The 17,314-nt window shown below is 68.4% G+C and carries 15 protein-coding genes and 6 pseudogenes; 8 read left to right on the forward strand and 13 right to left on the reverse strand.

Annotation, left to right across the window (positions count from 1 at the left end):
* Window positions 1-416: 416 nt before the first annotated feature.
* Genes IEJ02_RS20400 through IEJ02_RS20415 form a run of 4 tightly spaced genes read right to left on the reverse strand, consistent with a single transcriptional unit; the run spans window position 417 to window position 4,802 of the window.
* The gene (locus IEJ02_RS20400; RefSeq protein ID WP_191066182.1) at window positions 417-2,153 is read right to left on the reverse strand and encodes a pyruvate dehydrogenase; all 1,737 of its coding nucleotides are present in this window, start codon (window positions 2,151-2,153) and stop codon (window positions 417-419) included.
* Window positions 2,154-2,167: 14 nt separating this feature from the next.
* Window positions 2,168-3,460 (reverse strand): acetyl-CoA hydrolase/transferase family protein, encoded by a 1,293-nt coding sequence (locus IEJ02_RS20405; RefSeq protein WP_191066183.1) that lies wholly within the window; start codon window positions 3,458-3,460, stop codon window positions 2,168-2,170.
* A gap of 2 nt (window positions 3,461-3,462) precedes the next feature.
* Window positions 3,463-4,269: an HpcH/HpaI aldolase/citrate lyase family protein gene (locus IEJ02_RS20410; RefSeq protein WP_191066184.1), complete on the reverse strand. Its 807-nt coding sequence runs from the start codon at window positions 4,267-4,269 to the stop codon at window positions 3,463-3,465.
* Entirely contained in the window at window positions 4,266-4,802 is a 537-nt protein-coding gene (locus IEJ02_RS20415; RefSeq protein WP_223864133.1) for a MaoC family dehydratase, read from the reverse strand. The genes IEJ02_RS20410 and IEJ02_RS20415 overlap by 4 nt, the downstream gene beginning before the upstream one ends.
* A gap of 119 nt (window positions 4,803-4,921) precedes the next feature.
* Here IEJ02_RS20415 and IEJ02_RS20420 point away from each other — a divergent pair, with 119 nt between their 5' ends.
* A complete protein-coding gene (locus IEJ02_RS20420; protein ID WP_191066185.1) occupies window positions 4,922-5,809 on the forward strand; it encodes a LysR family transcriptional regulator in 888 nt (295 codons plus the stop codon).
* A gap of 292 nt (window positions 5,810-6,101) precedes the next feature.
* Window positions 6,102-6,425 carry an STAS domain-containing protein gene (locus IEJ02_RS20425; RefSeq protein ID WP_223864157.1) on the forward strand — a complete coding sequence of 108 codons (324 nt, stop codon included), beginning with the start codon at window positions 6,102-6,104 and terminating at the stop codon, window positions 6,423-6,425.
* Between the two features lie 262 nt (window positions 6,426-6,687).
* Here the strand turns inward: IEJ02_RS20425 and IEJ02_RS20430 are convergent.
* The 5 genes and pseudogenes from IEJ02_RS20430 to IEJ02_RS20440 form a co-directional block, all read right to left on the reverse strand.
* Window positions 6,688-7,625: pseudogene (locus tag IEJ02_RS20430) on the reverse strand (IS701 family transposase); the annotation flags it as partial.
* A gap of 19 nt (window positions 7,626-7,644) precedes the next feature.
* Window positions 7,645-8,238, reverse strand: coding sequence for a transposase (locus tag IEJ02_RS48680; protein WP_223864134.1), 594 nt, complete (start codon window positions 8,236-8,238; stop codon window positions 7,645-7,647).
* Between the two features lie 300 nt (window positions 8,239-8,538).
* Window positions 8,539-8,838, reverse strand: coding sequence for a hypothetical protein (locus tag IEJ02_RS49910; RefSeq protein ID WP_263407961.1), 300 nt, complete (start codon window positions 8,836-8,838; stop codon window positions 8,539-8,541).
* 145 nt (window positions 8,839-8,983) lie between these two features.
* Window positions 8,984-9,178: pseudogene (locus IEJ02_RS50795) on the reverse strand (hypothetical protein); the annotation flags it as partial.
* Between the two features lie 225 nt (window positions 9,179-9,403).
* Window positions 9,404-9,750 (reverse strand): annotated as a pseudogene (locus tag IEJ02_RS20440) (transposase); the annotation flags it as partial.
* 44 nt (window positions 9,751-9,794) lie between these two features.
* Between IEJ02_RS20440 and IEJ02_RS20445 the strand changes: the two are divergent.
* Window positions 9,795-10,631, forward strand: a pseudogene (locus tag IEJ02_RS20445) (IS5 family transposase).
* 6 nt (window positions 10,632-10,637) lie between these two features.
* On the opposite strand, the gene IEJ02_RS20450 reads toward IEJ02_RS20445, so the two are convergent.
* Window positions 10,638-11,477, reverse strand: a complete 840-nt coding sequence (locus tag IEJ02_RS20450; protein WP_191066187.1) for an enoyl-CoA hydratase/isomerase family protein — start codon at window positions 11,475-11,477, stop codon at window positions 10,638-10,640.
* Window positions 11,478-11,572: 95 nt separating this feature from the next.
* On the opposite strand from IEJ02_RS20450, the gene IEJ02_RS20455 reads away from it, so the two are divergent.
* The gene (locus IEJ02_RS20455; RefSeq protein ID WP_191066188.1) at window positions 11,573-11,932 is read left to right on the forward strand and encodes a winged helix-turn-helix transcriptional regulator; all 360 of its coding nucleotides are present in this window, start codon (window positions 11,573-11,575) and stop codon (window positions 11,930-11,932) included.
* Window positions 11,933-12,140: 208 nt separating this feature from the next.
* A complete protein-coding gene (locus IEJ02_RS50430) occupies window positions 12,141-12,863 on the forward strand; it encodes a helix-turn-helix domain-containing protein (protein ID WP_191066189.1) in 723 nt (240 codons plus the stop codon).
* A 10-nt stretch (window positions 12,864-12,873) separates the two neighbouring features.
* Here the strand turns inward: IEJ02_RS50430 and IEJ02_RS20465 are convergent.
* Both IEJ02_RS20465 and IEJ02_RS20470 read right to left on the reverse strand, forming a co-directional pair.
* Window positions 12,874-13,327 (reverse strand): annotated as a pseudogene (locus IEJ02_RS20465) (aldehyde dehydrogenase family protein); the annotation flags it as partial.
* Between the two features lie 91 nt (window positions 13,328-13,418).
* Window positions 13,419-13,985, reverse strand: a complete 567-nt coding sequence (locus IEJ02_RS20470; protein WP_191066190.1) for a TetR/AcrR family transcriptional regulator — start codon at window positions 13,983-13,985, stop codon at window positions 13,419-13,421.
* A 145-nt stretch (window positions 13,986-14,130) separates the two neighbouring features.
* Between IEJ02_RS20470 and IEJ02_RS20475 the strand changes: the two genes are divergently transcribed.
* Both IEJ02_RS20475 and IEJ02_RS20480 read left to right on the forward strand, forming a co-directional pair.
* Window positions 14,131-15,078, forward strand: coding sequence for a TIGR03564 family F420-dependent LLM class oxidoreductase (locus IEJ02_RS20475; RefSeq protein ID WP_191066191.1), 948 nt, complete (start codon window positions 14,131-14,133; stop codon window positions 15,076-15,078).
* A 319-nt stretch (window positions 15,079-15,397) separates the two neighbouring features.
* The gene (locus IEJ02_RS20480; RefSeq protein WP_191066192.1) at window positions 15,398-15,790 is read left to right on the forward strand and encodes a VOC family protein; all 393 of its coding nucleotides are present in this window, start codon (window positions 15,398-15,400) and stop codon (window positions 15,788-15,790) included.
* A 326-nt stretch (window positions 15,791-16,116) separates the two neighbouring features.
* Here the strand turns inward: IEJ02_RS20480 and IEJ02_RS20485 are convergent.
* A pseudogene (locus IEJ02_RS20485) lies at window positions 16,117-16,622 on the reverse strand (MmyB family transcriptional regulator); the annotation flags it as partial.
* Window positions 16,623-16,686: 64 nt separating this feature from the next.
* Between IEJ02_RS20485 and IEJ02_RS20490 the strand changes: the two are divergent.
* Complete coding sequence (locus IEJ02_RS20490) at window positions 16,687-17,295, forward strand: hypothetical protein (RefSeq protein ID WP_191066193.1); 609 nt, start codon at window positions 16,687-16,689, stop codon at window positions 17,293-17,295.
* Window positions 17,296-17,314 lie beyond the last annotated feature (19 nt).

The following is a 17,314-nucleotide window of genomic DNA, read 5'->3' on the forward strand; positions in this document are numbered from 1 at the left end:
TAGGTGACCAATGTGAAGCCTCAGGTGGTTACGGACATGATCTTGTGGTGAGACCTGCCCTACCAGGGGCTTCACGGCAGTTCTGACTCAGGTACGCCGGGACACCCCACGCCGCGGGCTCTGGCTGGACACGTCGAACCAGACACCTCACCAAACCGTGGATCAGATCCTCGCCGACCTCGCCACGGCTCGCATCGTCGGCTGAGAGAGCCCATCGCAAGGTCGCTGAGAAAACCTCACTGAGCTGCAAGAAACGCTGTCGAGGGCCCGCATCACGTGCAGCCGACCCCAGAGAAGGGTCCTCGCCGGTGCCAAGACGATGGAGAACCGGCCCACCCCGTAGCGGCCGGTCTGGGTGCTGCTGTACGCGAGCAATACCATCGACCAGCGCGCTGTACGCATCCCGCTCAGCAAGCTCAGGGCCGTGGGATGTTGCGGATGTTGCTGCGGGCCAGATCGAGCATGCGGCCGACCCCGCCGTCGAGGACTGTGCGTGTGGAGGCGAGCGCGAAGCCGCGCACCTGTTGGGCGGTGATGTGCGGGGGGAGGGAGAGGGCGTTGGGGTCGGTGCGGACGTCCACCAGGAAGGGCCGGGGTGAGGAGAAGGCCTTGGCCAGGGCGGGGCGGACCTCGGTCGGATCGTCGACGGCGATCGAGTCGAGCCCGCAGGCGGCCGCGATGGCGGCGTAGTCCACCGCGCCGTGGTCGGTGGCGAAGTACGGGTAGCCGGAGACCATCATCTCCAGGCGGATCATGCCGAGTGAGCCGTTGTTGAACACCACCACGGTGAGCGGCAGGTTCCGTTCGCGGGCGGTCAGCAGTTCGCCCAGGAGCATGGCCAGGCCGCCGTCGCCGGACAGGGAGATCACCTGCCGGGCGGGAGCGGCGGTCTGGGCGCCGATCGCCTGCGGCAGGGCGTTGGCCATCGAGCCGTGCCGGAACGAGCCGATCACCCGGCGGTGCGGGGACGGTGTGAGGTAGCGCGCCGACCACACATTGCACATGCCGGTGTCGACGGTGAAGATCGCGTCGTCGGCGGCGAGATCGTCGATCTGGGCGGCGACGAACTCCGGGTGGATGGGGCGCATCGTGTCGATGCCGCGGGTGTACGCGGCCACGACGTGCTCCAGGGCCTTGGCGTGGCGGCTCAGCATTCGGTCCAGGAAACGCCGGTCGGTCTTGGCCTTCAGCAAAGGCAGGACCGCCCGGATCGTCGCGCCGGTGTCACCGGTCACGCCGAGGTCGAGCGGGGTGCGCCGGCCCAGGCGGGAGGCGTCCCGGTCGATCTGGACGGTGTGGCTGCCCGGCAGGAAGGTGTCATAGGGGAAGTCCGTGCCCAGCAGGAGGAGCAGGTCCGCTTCGTGCATGGCGTCGTAGCAGGCGCCGTAGCCGAGCAGGCCGCTCATGCCGACGTCGTAGGGGTTGTCGTACTGGATCCACTCCTTGCCGCCGAGCGAGTGGCCGATCGGAGCGTTGAGCGTTTCGGCGAGTTGGAGCACCTCCTTGCGGGCGTCGCGGATCCCTGCTCCGGCGAAGAGGGTCACGGTTCTGGCCTTGTTGATGCGTTCGGCCAGCTCGCGGATGTCCTCTGCCGCCGGGAGTCCGGTCGGCGTGCCGTACACGAGGGGGCTTGTACCGGTCGGGTGTGCCGCGGGCCGAGCCCCGATGTCGCCGGGGATCGTAATGACACAGACTCCGCTTCTGCCGACTGCGGTCTGCATGGCGATGCGCAGCAGCCTCGGCATCTGCTCGGCGCTGTTGACCATTTCGGAGAAGTGGCTGCAGTCGGCGAACACCCGCTCCGGGTGGGTCTCCTGGAAGTAGCCGGTGCCGATTTGGCTCGAGGGGATGTGGGAGGCGATCGCCAGTACGGGGGCACCGCTGCGGTGCGCGTCGTACAGGCCCTGGATGAGGTGGGTGTTGCCGGGGCCGCAGCTTCCGGCACAGACCGCGAGTCGCCCGGTGATCTGCGCCTCGGCGGAGGCGGCGAAGGCAGCGGCCTCCTCGTTGTGGGTGTGCACCCACTCGAAGTCCGGGTGCCGGCGGATGGCGTCCGCGATCGGGTTGAGGCTGTCGCCTACCAGGCCGTAGATCCGGCGCACGCCGGCGGCGTGGAGCACGTCGATGAGCTGTTCTGCGACGGTGGTGGACATGTGAGGGTCCCTTCTCAGTGGAGAAGCCCGGTCTTGCGGGCGTTGAAGCGCAGTTCGTCCCGGTGGTCGGGGTGCGCGATGGCGATGAGGCGGCGGGCTCGTTCGTGGAGGCTGGCGCCGCGCAGGTTCGCGACCCCGTACTCGGTGACGACGTGGTCGACGGTGTTCTTCAGGGTGGTGACCACGCTGCCCGGAGTCAGCGTGGAGCGGATCCGGCCGCGCCCCGAACTCGTGGTGGACCGCAGGACCAGGAACGCCTTGCCGCCCTCGGAGTACATGGCGCCGCGGGCGAAGTCGGCCTGTCCGCCGGAGGAGGACCAGTAGCGTCCGGCGATGGTCTCACTGGCGGCCTGACCCATCAGATCGACCTCGGTGGTCGCGTTGATCGACACGAATTTCGGCTCGGTCGCCACGACGCGCGGATCGTTGGTCCAGTTCACCGGCATCATCTGCACCGCAGTGTTGTGGTCGAGCCAGCGCATCAACTCCGGGGTGCCCACGCAGAATGTCGTGACGTGCTTGCCCGGGAAGTTGCGCTTGCGCATGCCCGTGGCCGCTCCGCTTTCGACGAGGTGCATCAGCCCGTCCGAGAGGCACTCGGTGTGGATGCCCAGGTTCTTGTGGCCGCTCAGAGCGTTCAGGAGGGCGTCGGGGATGGAGCCGACCCCGACCTGGAGGCAGGCGCCGTTGGGGATCAGCTCCGCGATGTGGCCCGCGATGGCCCCGTCCTGCGGTGCGGGCGCGCGGTGGGAGACCTTCGGGAACCCGGCGTCGGTCTTGATCCAGCCCGCGACCTGGCTGCCGTGGACCTGGTTCTGTCCATAGGTGAACGGCTGCTGCTCGGTGACCTCGAGGAAGAAGGGGACCTCGCCGATGAAGGCCGCGGCGTAGTCGGCGTTGGTGCCCAGACTGAAGTAGCCGTGCTCGTCGGGCCCGCTGGCACGGGCGATAACCAGGTCGGGCCGGATCCGGCGCAGCAGCAGCGGCATCTCGGAGAAATGATTGGGCACGAGGTCGCACTGACCGTCCCAGAAGGCCTGGCGCGAGCCGGGACCGAGGAAGTAGTCGACGTGATGCAGATGCTTGCCGTAGGTGCCCTGGATGTAGGGCCGAGTCGCATAGGGGTCCATGCGGTGTATCTGGACGCCGTCGAGTTCTTCGGCATGGGCTTCGATGGTGTCGAGGAGGGTGGGGGGTTCGCCGAAGCCGATCGGCACGACGATCCTTGCGTCCCTGCGGATCCATCGCAGTACGTCGGCGGGGTCGCCGGGGATCAGCCCGCCGACGCGTTCCGGCATGATTGTCATGATCACTTCTCCTGTTCGGCGGTGACGATGCGCATGGCGAGTTCGAGGCGAGGGCGGTCGATCATTTCGCCGCCGACCCGGACGGCGGCGCCGTGGCTGTGCTCGGCGGCGGACACGACGGCACGGGCCCAGGCCGCCTGCTCACGGGTGTAGCCGAACGCCTCGTTGACGGCGGAGACCTGACGGGGATGGATGCACAGCTTTCCGCCGAACCCGGCCGCCCGGGCCTGCTCGGCCTGGACACGCGTGATCAGGGCGTCGTCGAGCTGCATGTCCGGCCCGTCCAGCGGGCCTTTCAGCCCAGCCGCCCGGGCGGCGAAGACCAGCCGGCTGCGCGGATACGCCCATGCCAGGGGGTCATCGCCGAGTCCCGCGTCAAGCCGCAGGTCCGCCGAGCCGAGGGCAAGGGCCACCACCCCGGCTGCCCGCGCGATGTGCCCGGCGTTCTCCACACCGCGCGCGGTCTCGATGAGTGCGACGACGCCGACTCCGGCCAATGCGGCGGTCTCCGCGACGTCCGCTGCGCTCTCGGTCTTGGGCAGGACCACACCGAGCAGGCCGTGGCTGCTCGCCAGGGCGCCGACGTCGTCCGCCCAGTACCCGGACCGACGGTCGTTGATCCGGATCCACGCCCGGTGGCCCTGCGCCAGCCACGCCAGCACGCTCCTGCGCGCCTGGGGCTTGGCGTCGGGCGTGACCGCGTCCTCGAGATCGAGGATCACCGCGTCGGCCCCGGAGGCGACGGCCTTGGGAAACCGCTCCGGCCGGTCGCCGGGTGTGAACAGCCAGCTGCGGGCATCCACGTTCATGCGTCCGCCCCCGCTTCCTTCGGCGCAGGCACGCCAGCGGGACCGTGTCCGCGCCGGAAGACCATCAACGTGCGCAGGAAGCTGATGACGACGGTGCCGTCCTGGTTGTAGCCCACGGTCTCCACCCGGACGATGCCGGCCTCGGGATGGGACTTGCTCTCCCGCGCCATGACCACCGTGGACTGCGAGTAGATCGTGTCGCCCTCGAAGACGGGGGCGGGCAGCCGCACCTCGTCCCACCCGAGGTTCGCGAACACGTGCTGGCTCACGTCCGTCACCGACTGCCCGGTAACGAGCGCGAGGGTGAACGTCGAGTCGACCAGCGGCCGTTTCCAGGCCGTCTGCGCCGCGTAGTGCGCGTCGAAGTGCAGGGGCGCGGTGTTCTGTGTGAGCAGCGTCAGCCAGGAATTGTCGGTCTGGGTGATGGTCCGGCCCAACGGGTGGCGGTAGACGTCGCCGACGGTGAAGTCCTCGAAATACCGGCCGTCCCAACCGGGCACCAGACGCCCGCCCTGTTCGGTCATCTCGGTCATCGCGGGGTTTCTCGCTTTCGACTCGGGTTCCTTCGACGCCTCCACACTGGTCGCCTTCATTCGATACATCCAATAATGTTTTGACTGTGATTGATTCAGATAAGGATTGGTTGGCGCTGATGGCCCCCAATCTGGCGATTGCCGTGGCGGTGCTCGAGGAAGAACACGTGACGCGTGCCGCCAACCGGCTCGGGGTGCCCCAGCCGACGGTGAGCCACGCCCTGCGCCGAATGAACGACACCATCGGGGCGCCGCTGGTTCAGCGGGTCGGCCGCGGGGTCGTGCCGACCGCAGCCGGCCGGGCCTTCCTGCCGGTCGCACGCGAGGCGCTCGCCACTCTGCGCGCGGCGCGCCAGGAGCTGGCAGATGTCATCGACCCAGAGCGGGGGCAGGTCTGCCTCGGCTTCCTGCACACCCTCGGCGTGCGCGACGTCCCCCGGCTGCTCGACGCCTTCCTCGCCGCCCACCCGGACGTGCGCTTCGCCCTCACCCAAGGCCCGGCGGTGGCCCTTCTCGACCGGATGCGCGCCGGGGAGATCGACGTCGTCATCACCGCGCCCATCCCCGAGGACAAGACCCTGCACTCGGTCGTCCTGCGCGACGAGCAACTGTTCCTCGCGGTCCCCGCCCGGCACAGGCTGGCTCAGCGGGAGACGGTCGAACTCCGCCAGGCAGCGGGCGAGCGGTTCATTGCCCTGACCTTGGGGCACGGGCTGCGGCAGGTGTTCGACGAGATGTGCGCGGCTGCGGGGTTCAAGGCGGATCTCGCCTTTGAGGGCGAGGACGTGGCCACCCTCCGCGGCCTCGTCAGCACCGGTCTCGGAGTCGCCGTGCTCCCAGGCAGCCCGGCACCTGACGAAGGCGTCACCTACATGCCCATCGGGCATCCCCCGGCACACCGCCTGCTGGGCGGGGTCTGGCCCGCCACACGGCGGCTCCCGCCTCCTGCACGCCGGTTCACCGAGTTCCTCACCCAGTCCGGCCGCGAGGTCCTCGGCGAGAGGTGACCCCTTCGGCCTCTATCGACTCCGCTCCACCCTCTGGTCATGGGGTGGAGCGGCCTGGTCTCCGTGCGCGGCAGATCACACGACCCCGGGCCTACGTCGTCCGGGGTCGTTGCGCGAACAGTCCCTCAGCCTCGGCCATGGAGGAGCACTCAGCCCCCGGGGGAGACGCCCCCCCATCCCGCATGACCGCTGACGTCTCGGGTCGGGGGTGGACAGGGCCACTGGTCTGGGAGTTTCCTGGACGCAGGCCCTTCAGGCTGCCTCACGCCGAGGGGGCAGGCCGGTGCACGAGATGATCAGGGTGGATCGGAAAGCCACCGGACCCGGCAGCTGCCGGGTCGCGGTGTCGGGGGAGCTCGACCTTGTGACCGCCGGCGACGTGCGTCAGGCACTCCAGAACGCCGTCGGGGAGAACCATGTGGTGGTTGTCGACCTCGGTGGGCTGACGTTTTGCGACTGCACGGGGCTGAGCGCGCTGCTGGCCGCCGCCCGCACCGCCCGAGCTGGTGACGTCGAGCTGCGGCTATGCGCCGTCCCGCATTTCCTCGCCCGCATCCTGCGGCTGTCCGGCACCCGCGGTTCGTTCACCATCGAAGAGAGACACAGCCCGTCATAGAGCTGCCCCTGGAACATCGACTTCGGGCGGAACCGCCCGAAGCGACGATCTCCTGAGCTGCAAGAACCAGGCCAGGGGATGAGAAACAGCTTCTGAAGCAATAGCCAGTCCCAAACAGCGATCAATGGGTGATCGTGAAGATCGATGCGGAACTGTCCGTCGCGCCTAATAGGACTCCGTTAGGTTCGTCTCGATCTTGGTGTCGTGTGTGTCCTGCTGGGCAGGGGTTGATGGCAGGTGGTACAGATGCCGGTCCAGCACCTCAGGATGGTCTGGAGGGTGTCGAGGATCTGGTAGAGGATGAGTCCTGTTCGGATGCTTTTGGGGCCAGGCGCTGTTCGGTGAGGAAGGCGTGGGCGGCGGTCACGAGAGTGACATGGTGATGCCAGCCCGGCCAGGAACGGCCTTCGAAATGGTCCAGGCCCAGGCCGTGCTTGAGTTCCCGGTAGTCGTGCTCGATGCGCCAGCGGACCTTGGCCAGGCGGACCAGGTCGGCGATCGGGGTGTCGGCCGGCAGGTTGGACAGCCAGTAATCCGTCGGTGCCTCGGCACCTTCGGGCCACTCGATCAGCAGCCGGCAATCGGGCAGGATGCCGTCCCATCAGCCCTGTTCGGCCGAAGCGGCTGCCCGGATAGAGCGCTCGACGGCTGTGCCGGCGGGCCGCACGCGCACGGCGCGAAGCGGGAGCGTAACTCCCCTCGCGAGCCCTGCCGCCAGGTGAGGGAGGTGAACGCCTGCTGTCCGAGGCCGGCGGCCAGGGCTGCCACCGAGGGAGCGGGATCCCGGTAGCGGGGCTGGGGCCAGCAGCCGACGGCTCCGTTGCGGTCCGGGGCCACGGGCTCGGCATCAAAGGGGTGGGCGGTCACATTTGCCCGGATGGCGAGTACGTAGGCGAGCCCGCGGCCAGCCAGGGCGGCCCGCAGGTGTGCGTTGGTGCCGTAGGCGGCATCAGCGACCACGGTCGGCGGCGTCATGCCCCAGGCGGCCAGCGTGTCGAGCATGTCCACCGCCAGCCGCCACTTCTCCCGGTGCCCGACTTTGGGCGGGACGCGGGCTGCGGCCCGGCGGCCTGCGTCCGAGGCCCACTCTTTGGGCAGGAACAGGCGCCACTGCAGCGGGCAGGAGGCGGTATCGGTGGCGGCGTGAACACTGACCGCGACCTGGCAGTTGGCGCGTTTGCCCAGGGCCCCGCAGTACTGACACTGTTGGCGAATTCGGTTACGCCGCTTCGGGTAGGGCCTCCAGGGGTGCGGTGCGCGTTCTGGCAAGGGGCGTTTCGGTAAGCCAGGCGTCGATGCGGATGAGGTCGATGGCCGCGGCGGTGAGAAGCAGTTGGAGGCCGGTCTTGCGCAGGCCGGGATAGCGGCTGCGCCTGAGGCCGGGTCTGCGGACGGCCTGGGAGAGGGTGCCTTCGATGCCTGCTCGGCGGTGGTAGTGGTTCTTCCATTCCTCGGTGGACTGGTCGTGGCGGGCGCGTTGCAGGGTTTCGTGTTCGGCCTGCGGACGCACGACCAGGTCACGGGGCCCGCTGGTCCGGCGGGTGCACTTGGCCCGGACCGGGCGGATGGCACAGGTGCGGTCGGGGAATCTGATCCGGATCACGTCGTGGCCTGGGCTGTCCTGCTGTTCCCGCCAGCTGCCGGCCGTGGCGCCCTGCGGACAGGTGGCGGTATGTACGTGCCAGTCGATCGTGAAGGCGGAGATGTCGAAGCCTTCCCCGGCCATCGCCTGACGGCTGGTGTCCGGCGGCACCGGGCCGGTGAGTTGCACGCCATGGTCCCGGGCCTGGGCCAGCATCACCTGGGCGGACATGTCGTTCGTGTCAGCGAGGTGTTCGTCGGGCAGCAGGTCCCGCTTTTCGAGCCGGTGGTGGATGCGCTGGACCGCTCGTTGGTCGCTGCGGGCCGCGTCCGTGGTCTCCGCGTCAGTGATCAGGTGAGGCCGGCCGGGACCGCAGTATTCGGTGACGTGCCCTTTGTATCCGGTCCAGGCCGTCGTGCGTTTGAGCGCATAACGGCACTCGATGTCATAGGGCGAGGCGATCCGGTCCTTGGAAGGAGGTAACTCTTTGGCCTCGCGCCACCGCAGTGTGCCGTCGGCGGCGGTTTTGAACTACTGCTGCCACACTTTCCTCAGCACCGTGACCGCTTCCACCTGGGCGAGCCATCCAGGAGTATCCGTGGAGGTGGCCATGGCGAGCACCACGGCACCGTCGGCGCCCACTTTCTGGACGTAGGCGGCTCGCTCCGCTGCTTTCTGCGGCAGCCGGTAATTCTCCACCCGATGGCCGTAACGCTCGGCCCAGGCCGGGGGCATCCACCCCGCCAGCCACCTCGGGGCCGCCACGGCCAGGGCATTGAGCGCGGCCCGGACAGTTTCCCCGATGAGCTCCAACCGGTTGAGGGTACGCACTGCGGCCAGGACATGGGTGGAGTCCGTACGGACCGGTCCGCCCCTCTGGTCCGCCCCTCTCCAGCAGTCCCGCTTCCTGGCAGACCGCAAGTATCCGGGTGAGTACCCTCCGCTCGGCAGATCCTGTCAGCAGACGGGCCCGGAACTCGCTGAGCACCGAGAAATCGAATCCGGGATCGGTCAGCTCCAGGCCCAGTAAGTACTTCCACGCGATCCTGTCACGCACGGCAGTTGCGGCCTGGCGGCCGACAACCCTTCCATGAACTGCAGGACGGAGACCATTGCCAACTGGCCTGGTGGCCAGGCCGGCTGTCCGCGGCGTGGGAAGAGATCCGCGCACTCTTCATCACCGAACACCGGACCGAGCGCATCACGGATCCGCATGCACACACAGCCACGGGGAAAGGCCAGCCGGGCCACTTCAGCAGTACGGTCCGGTACTCCTGCCGGACAACGAGGACGCATCGACATCACGATCACCTCACCACGGCCGCTACAACGAGCGAACCAGGCCATCGTCCTCACCCCCATCAAGCAACGGCTGCCGAATTCGCCAACAGTGTCAGTACTGCCGGGCCACAGCCACCGACATCCGGCCGTCCTTGGGCACCGACACATCATCGATCACCCACGCTACCGGCCCGATCAACGGCAGCATCCGCTCACAGACCCGCCGCTGCACCGGCACCGGATCCCACGTGGACTGGTTCACGAACTGCTGCAGATTCTGCTCGTTGCCGTCCGGCAACCGAGAAGCCATGACCTGCATGGACTTACGGCGACCGTCCAGCATCAGCCCCCGCAGATAGCAGTCACCCTTGGCCCGCTGACCTTCCGCGGTACCGATGCGAACACATCAGCCACGAACAACGCCAACGCCGCCCGGACACGGTTCACTTCATGTGCATCCACACACCCACCATGCTCTTCGAGGTGGTTGGGTCACTCCGGGACTGATGATCCGGGGGTGTGGGGTGGCTCGGCCGAAGCCGTGGGAAGTCGATGACGAGCTGTGGGCTGTGATTGAACCGCTGCTGCCGAAGGTGGAGCGTCGGACCCGACATCCCGGGCGCAAGCGGCATCCGGACCGGCTGGTGTTCCAGGGCATCCTGTTCGTCCTGCACACCGGGATCGCCTGGGAACACGTGCCGCAGGAGCTCGGCTTCGGGTCGGGCATGACCTGCTGGCGCCGTCTGGCCGAGTGGGCCGAGGCCGGGGTATGGCCCCGGCTCCACGAGGTCCTTCTCGCCAAGCTCCGCGGCCCGAACGCCCTGGACTTCTCCCGTGCTGCGGTCGACGGCTCCCACATCCGGGCGTTAAAGGGGGGGGAGCCAAGACCGGACGAAGTCCTGTCGACCGGGGCAGGACGGGCAGCAAACACCATCTGATCACCGATGCCACCGGCATCCCGCTCGCCGCCAACCTGACCGGCGGCAACCTCAACGACGTCACCCAACTCATCCCGCTCCTCCAGGCCGTGCCGCCCGTGCGCGGCAAGCGCGGCCGGCCCCGGCGCCGACCGGACGTCGTGCTGGGAGACCGCGGCTACGACCACGACAAGTACCGCCCGCCTGGTCCGAGACCTCGGCGTGAAACCGCTGATCGCCCGCCGCCGCACCGAGCATGGCTCAGGGCTCGGTGCCCAGCGCTGGGTCGTGGAGCGCGCGTTCGCCCACCTGCATTGGTTCCGTCGCCTGCGGATCCGCTGGGAGATACGCGACGACACCCACGAAGCCTTCCTCACCCTCGGATGCGCACTCATCTGCTGGCGACGCCTGAAGGCATCCCGGTAGGAGTTCTCAGGTGATGTCGTCGACAAGAGCCTCAAGGTGCCGCTCTCCGTCGCGGGTGTGCGCGCCGGCGGCCAGTGCAGCCTTGGCAAGACGGGCTGCAGCGGGCTCACTGAAGAGTCCGCTGAGGAGTTCGTTGGCCTTCCGCAGGCCGTGAGTGGTCGACTCGACCGCGGTGTCGACCGCTTCGGTCGCGGCGCGGGCGACACCGGGCGGCAGAGCGGCGATGCGGGCGGCGAGGGTGTCGACGACGTGGTCGAGCTCGGTGTCCGGCACGGCCCGGTTCGCCCATCCGATCCGTTCCGCGGTCACGGCATCGATCAGCTGCCCGCCAAGGATGATCTCCAGGGTGCGTGCGCGACCCACGAGACCGGGCAGGTATGCAGTGCCTCCCGCGCCCGGGATGATTCCCAGCCGGCACTCCATCTGGGCCATTCCGGCGCGCTCGAGCGATGCGAACCGCATGTCCATCGCGGACAGCAGTTCCGCACCGCCGCCGCGTGCCAGTCCGCGCAGCTTGGCGATGGTGATCTGCGGCAGCGACCGGATGCGTTCATGGAGCCGCATCATCGGGTTGAGGGACTGGTCTTGTTCGGGCGCAGTGGGGAGGGCAACGAATGTCGCGGGGTCGTCGGCGGTCGTCATGTCGCCGTGCGCGACGAAGAAGTCCGGGTCCGCGCTGTCAAAAACGATCACCCGGATGTCGTGGTCGCCGGACATGGCGTCCGCGAACCGGTCCAGGTCCGTCATCAGGGCGGCATCGAGCAGATTGATGGGAGGGTTGTCGATCACGACGTGCGCCACGCCGCTGGTGAGAGAGATCTTGAGGGTCGAGTATGCGTCAGTCATGATTCCCGTCTTCACGTCTGGGCACTAGGTATCCGATGTATATCTAATAGTGCAGATATACTTCAACGAAATCAGGTATCGCGAGGGAGACCGACGTGCCCGAAGTGGAGCTCAACGGCAACGGCCGGCAGTTGCTCGACCAACTCTTCGACAAGTGGTCCTTGCTGGTACTGGCCGCACTGTGCGACCGCCCCCGACGCTTCAACGAACTCCGGCAACACATGCCCGCTGTCACCCCGAAGTCACTGACCGCATGCCTGCGGCGACTGGAGCGCAACGGCATGGTCGAGCGAACGGTCGTGTCCACGGAACCGGTGGCGATCGAATACCGCATCACCCCCCTGGGCCGGACCCTTCGGCCCCCTGTGCACGCCATGCTGGAATGGGCCGTCGATCACCTCGACGCGGTCGAAGCCGCCCGCTGTCACTACGACGAGCGACGTGTGGACAAGTGACATCACGGCATGTCTCGCACAGGACGACGCCGTTCACCTCAACGGTCACCCAGCCGATCCGGGCCAGCGCCCAGGGCTCATCCACGAACCTGCTCGTCCGGCCCTCGCCGCACCGTCGCGACACTCTCGGTGAACTGCTGCTCGACAGCCGCTATCGCCTGAAGGTATTTCGATAGGAGTTCTAAAGAGTGTTTGGGCTCATTCAGCAATGGCCTTCAACGCGACGCCCAACGACCCGCAGCCGCGCGGCACGCTGGGCGGCTCCCATCTGGTGGGACCGCTCCTTCGGCATCCTCTGACCACTGAGCGTGCGCTCCACTTGGCGTGCGCGGACGGGAAGCCGAGTACGCGTGTGGCGGCGGAGTTCAAGGTAACCGCGGACACGGTGAGGAAGTGGCGCTCGCGGTTTGCTGTCCGGCGGATGGCCGGACTTGCGGATGAGCCGCGGCCGGGCCGGCGTAAGCCGGAGCTGGTGCTCAGCGATGACGAACGGGCTCAGCTGACGCGTTGGGCGAGGCGCGCGAAGACCGCGCAGTTCCTGGCTTTGCGCGCGAGGATCGTGCTGCGGTGCGCGGAGGGCGGGACGAATAAGCAGGTGGCGGCCGAACTCGGTGTGAGTGAGCAGTCGGTGAACCGCTGGCGGGCCCGGTTCGTCAAGCGGCGGCTGGACGGTCTGGTCGACGAGCCGCGGCCCGGTCGGCCGCCGTCCATCCTGCTCGACCAGGTCGAGGACGTTGTCGTCGCGACGCTGGAACTCGGGGTGCTCGGTACAGCCCAGCTCGAGGGAGCGGAGCCCACGAGGCCGGCAGTTGCCAGCGTGGCGGCCACCGCAGCGGCCCAGCGACGAATCACCATGACGGTCACCGTGGCCTGCCCTATGGGGTCGGCGACGTATCACACCCATGATCCATCCGAAGTGATCTGGGGGTGAAGACGGACCCTAGTAGCCGCGAGGGGGCGGTGCACATCTCGCCATGGTTGAAGAAGATGCCCCAGGCGGCCGTCGCTGCGGCGCTTTCGAGGTCGAGGGCATCGGGCAGGACGATGTTGGGTGACTTACCGCCCAGCTCCAGCCAGACGCGCTTGAGGTTGGACTCGGCGAAGTAGTGCAGGAGTGGCGCCCCACGGCGGTGGAGCCGGTGAAGGCCACGACGTCGACGTGCGGGTGCAGGCCGAGGGCACGGCCGGCCATCGGGCCGTTGCCGTTGACGACATTGAGTACCCCGGGGCAGGCCTGCCTCCAGGGCGATGCGGGCGAGCAGCAGTGCCGACAAAAGGCGAGTTCTCCGAGGGTTTGAGGACGACCGTGCAGCCGGCGGCCAGGACCGGGGCGATCTTCCAGCCGGCGAGCGTGAGGGGGAAGTTCCAGGGCACGACCGCACCGACGACGCCAGCCGATGATCACCGATCAACGCCGAGTCTCCAACCACAATCCCCGCCAGTCCCCTGCGATGCCCTGACGGCCACAGCCGGTAGCGGTGGAGCGCTACCAGGTGCGTGCGGTGCGGTGCAGATCCTCGAAGCTTGCGTGCAGGTGGTGTCCGAGGGTGGCGTGCTGCGGGTCGGCCAGCCACCGGGCTGAGGCGAGCTGGTACGCGGCGACGGAGACGGTGGCGGTCAGCGTGGCCGCCGGTTCGGAGATTCCCCGCGTGCGCAGTGCGCCGGCGATCGCCTCACCGAGGGCTGCCAGTTTCGCCCATTCGCGTTCCCGCAGATCGGTATGTGCGTCGAGGATGTGCCTGCGGCGCTGTGCTGCGTCCCGGCGCTGGTCGAACCAGTTACTGCGGGCCGTGAATGCCACGGTGATCGCGTCGAGCGGGGACTGCTCCGCGGGTGCGGTGCCCACCGCTTCGCGGACCTCGGCGATGAACCGGTCCTGATCGGGGAAGAGCACCTCGCGCTTGTCGGCGAAGTGGTTGTAGAAGGTGCGCTCGGTCAGGCCGGCTCGCGTCGCGATCTCGGCGACTGTCGTGCGTTCGTAGCCGCGCTCGGTGAACAACTCGATCGCAGCTTCCTGCAGTCGTTCCTGCGTGCCGGCCGGCCATCGTCCCATGGCACACAGAGTAATGACTGCAGAGACTGCAATCAATGTGTACGGTGATTTCAGAACCTGTAATCACCGTGGTGCCGCGGGATGGAGGCCGCGGCGATGAAGACGACGTGAGTCCTATGGACCGGATCAGGCGAAGGAGCTCGTGATGACCACTGCCGGAACGCGGGTCGGAGTGTTTCTAGGAGGCACGTTCGCGCAGGAACCCGGCATGACCAACCTTGTGGACCGGGCGGTGGAGTTCGCGCGCGAGGTGGCCGACGCCGGTGTGCACACCGTGTGGTTCGGGCAGGGGGCGGATTACGACGCGCCCCAGCTCGCGGCGCTGGTGGGCCGGGCGGAGCCCAGGGTCCACGTAGGCACCTCGGTGGTGCCGATGTATCCTCGCCATCCTTTGCTGCTCGCATCGGCGGCGAAGACGGCGCAGGCATCTACCGCAGGGCGTTTCCGGCTCGGTGTCGGGCTCGGCGCACGCACTGTGCTCGAACCGCAGTTCGGCCTGCCGTATCCGCCGCAGATCCAGCACCTGCGCGAGTACCTCACCGCGCTGCGCCCGCTGCTGGACGGCGACGACACCGCCTTCGTGGGGGAGACGCTGGCGTCGCGCCCGGTCGGCTCGACGGCCGTGGCCGGGGCTTCCCCGGCGGTCCCGGTTCTGGTGGCCGCGATGGGGCCGCGGGCCCTCGCGGTTGCGGGCGAGTTGGCCGAGGGGACGAATCCGTTCCTCGCCGGGCCTCGCACGCTCGCCGAACAGATCGTGCCGACCATCACCGAAGCCGCCGCCGCTGCCGGGCGGCCGGCCCCGCAGATCGTGGCCGGGGTGCCCGCGGTGGTCACCGACGATGCCGCAGCCGCCCGCGACCGCGCATCGGCCGCCCTCGGCTTCTACGACAGCGTCCCGTCCTACCAGAAGGTCATCGCGGCCGAGGGATTGTCGAGCGCGGCGGACCTGCTGATCGCCGGCGACGAGGACACCGTCGCCGCCGGTTTGCGCCGCTATCTCGACGCCGGGGCCACCGAGGTCATGATCACCCACACCGACCTCTTCGATACCGAAGACCGCACGCGGACCTGGGCCATCGCCCAGCGTCTGTGAACCGGGACCGAACCGGCTGCACCGCCCCCGGCTCCTTCTGCCGTGATCGCGGTGTGGTTCCCGACCGCTCGGCCCACCGCGCCCGCGGAAAGGGAGTACTGCCGACCACGCTCCAGCGGGGCGGAACGGGCGGCGGTCTGCTCGAACACCGCCGGCACGACGTCCGCATCCGGCCTGATCAAAAGCGGCCCCGAGGATGCGGGCCCCGCCCCGCAGGAATCCACCTGCACACGCAACGGGCCGGGAAACAACCTGTTCCCGGCGCGCACCAGGAAGCCCAGCCAGGACGCTGGGCCTCTCACCTTCACCAGGAGACGCGATGCCCAACGAGCTGAACCACATCATCGTCCACTGCCGTGACCGGCGTGAGTCCGCCGCGTTCCTGGCCGATCTGATGGATGCCCCGGCCCCGTGCGACTGGGGCCTGTTCACCCAGGTGGACACATCGAACAACGTCGGCATCGACTTCGCCGACGCCCTGGTCCCGCCGGACCGCATCAACGAAAGCCACCTCGCCTTTCTCGTGACCGACGACGAGTTCGACTCGATCCTGGAGCGCCTGAAGGGGAAGTCGATCAGGTTCTGGGCGGACCCGCACAAGTCCAAGGAGGGCCAGATCAACCATCTGTTCGGCGGTCGCGGGGTCTACGCGCTCGACCCCGGCGGCACGGTTCTGACCGAGTTCATCACCGCCCCCTACCCGTACTGCTGAGAACCGCCCCAGTGGCGCCCGCACAGGTCACGGCAGGGGCAGGCCGTGTCCGATCCAGTCGGTGAGTCCTGGTCAGGCAGATGCGGAACGCATCGAGGCCGTCCCGCCCGGCCCCTGCCGCGGACGTCGGCCGCCTGCTCGATGGCCGGACCTGGGATGAGTATCCCGACACCTGCGGCAAAGAGCCCCTTGGGGTGAGACCCCGGCCGGGGAGACGTCGGCGGAGTCCGGCGCCCCCGGTAGCGGTGTCGCATGAGGAGACCACGGCCGACCGGGTCAGCAAGTCGCCCTGTCGGCGATGGCGCTCACGGGGCCTGCCTGTGGCGTTACGGCAGGTAGTGACTGGCCTGTGCTCCCAGGACGTTCAGCAGGGCCAGGGCCTCGGCGCCGGGGGATCCCAGCGGCGCGGTGAAGAGCACCAGGTACTGGTCGCGGTCCGTGAGGGTGAGGGTGTCGCAACGCTGACGGTCGGGTGGCGGAAGGTCTTGGTGAGCATCGGCGCGGCCTGTACGTCGTGCCGTTCCCAGAGTCGGGCGAAGTCGGGGCTGGCATCGCGGAGTTCGTCAACGAGGCCGGTCACCGCGGGATCGGCGGGGTAGCGGGCGAGGGTGGCGTGGAGTTGCATCACGATGCTCAGCCGGAAGTCGGCGGCGTCTGAGATTCCGTGCAGCGTCGTATCGGCGGGCCGTGGTCCGGGGAAGACCCGGCGGGCGAGGTTGCGGTCCTTGGGGGCAAACGGGGGGAAGTCCTCCGGGAGCGCGGCCGCGAGGTCGTTCCAGGCGAGGACCTCGCATGCGGCGCACATCACGAAGCCGGCGGCCTGCGGCAGCCGTTACTACGCCCGGCCGGAGGCCGGGTTCGTGCGAGCCAGCCATGTCTCCAATGCACGCCGCCGCATGCCCACGGACCAGCTCGCCGAGATCTACCAGAAGGCGTGTCTGACCAGGCTGCACGGCGTCCATGTGCTGCTGTTCAACATCGGACAGGTCCCCGAGCCGCCGTTCCACGGTCTGAAGACCGCCGAACTGTGGCGGACGGAACTCCTCCCTCCCGGGCACCGCAACGCGCAGATGCCGGCCACGTACTCCCACATCAACGACCCCGTCCTGAAAGAGCAGTACGAGAAAGTCATCGCCGCCGGCGGACGGATCGCGGGACCGGCCGCCGAGGAACTCCTGAGCAGAAGAATCGGCGAAGACACCCTGAACTGGCTCAAGACCAACTTCTTCAAGACCGAACTCGAACTCGGCCACTGCCTGCGGGCACCCGCCGAAGGGCCCTGCGAGTGCGATCTCTACCTCCGTTCCTCGAAGTTCCTCACGACCAGTGAGTACGCCCCGCGCCTGCGGTCCCGGCTCGCCCGCGAGCACCAACTCGCCCAGGACGCCGTCGAGCGCGGCTGGCCCCGCGAGGTCGAACGGCACAACGCCATCGCCGATCGGATCCGCAGCCTCCTCGCCGACCTCGGAGAGAGTGCCGAACTCGGCCCTGACGATCACTGCTGAGCGGATGATTTCGGCAGCC

The organism is Streptomyces sp. 5-10 (genome assembly GCF_014712245.1).
Classification (GTDB): Bacteria; Actinomycetota; Actinomycetes; order Streptomycetales; family Streptomycetaceae; genus Streptomyces; species Streptomyces violaceusniger.

Excerpts from the sequence above, each read along its gene's own strand:
- IEJ02_RS20420 (WP_191066185.1), top strand. The coding sequence starts at position 4,922 with ATGGCCCCCAATCTGGCGATTGCCGTGGCGGTGCTCGAGGAAGAACAC.
- IEJ02_RS20490 (WP_191066193.1), top strand. The coding sequence starts at position 16,687 with ATGCCCACGGACCAGCTCGCCGAGATCTACCAGAAGGCGTGTCTGACC.
- IEJ02_RS20415 (WP_223864133.1), bottom strand. The coding sequence starts at position 4,802 with ATGACCGAGATGACCGAACAGGGCGGGCGTCTGGTGCCCGGTTGGGAC.
- IEJ02_RS48680 (WP_223864134.1), bottom strand. The coding sequence starts at position 8,238 with ATGTCCGCCCAGGTGATGCTGGCCCAGGCCCGGGACCATGGCGTGCAA.
- IEJ02_RS20405 (WP_191066183.1), bottom strand. The coding sequence starts at position 3,460 with ATGACAATCATGCCGGAACGCGTCGGCGGGCTGATCCCCGGCGACCCC.
- IEJ02_RS20410 (WP_191066184.1), bottom strand. The coding sequence starts at position 4,269 with ATGAACGTGGATGCCCGCAGCTGGCTGTTCACACCCGGCGACCGGCCG.
- IEJ02_RS20400 (WP_191066182.1), bottom strand. The coding sequence starts at position 2,153 with ATGTCCACCACCGTCGCAGAACAGCTCATCGACGTGCTCCACGCCGCC.
- IEJ02_RS20425 (WP_223864157.1), top strand. The coding sequence starts at position 6,102 with ATGATCAGGGTGGATCGGAAAGCCACCGGACCCGGCAGCTGCCGGGTC.
- IEJ02_RS20450 (WP_191066187.1), bottom strand. The coding sequence starts at position 11,477 with ATGACTGACGCATACTCGACCCTCAAGATCTCTCTCACCAGCGGCGTG.
- IEJ02_RS20475 (WP_191066191.1), top strand. The coding sequence starts at position 14,131 with ATGACCACTGCCGGAACGCGGGTCGGAGTGTTTCTAGGAGGCACGTTC.
- IEJ02_RS50430 (WP_191066189.1), top strand. The coding sequence starts at position 12,141 with ATGGCCTTCAACGCGACGCCCAACGACCCGCAGCCGCGCGGCACGCTG.
- IEJ02_RS20480 (WP_191066192.1), top strand. The coding sequence starts at position 15,398 with ATGCCCAACGAGCTGAACCACATCATCGTCCACTGCCGTGACCGGCGT.
- IEJ02_RS20470 (WP_191066190.1), bottom strand. The coding sequence starts at position 13,985 with ATGGGACGATGGCCGGCCGGCACGCAGGAACGACTGCAGGAAGCTGCG.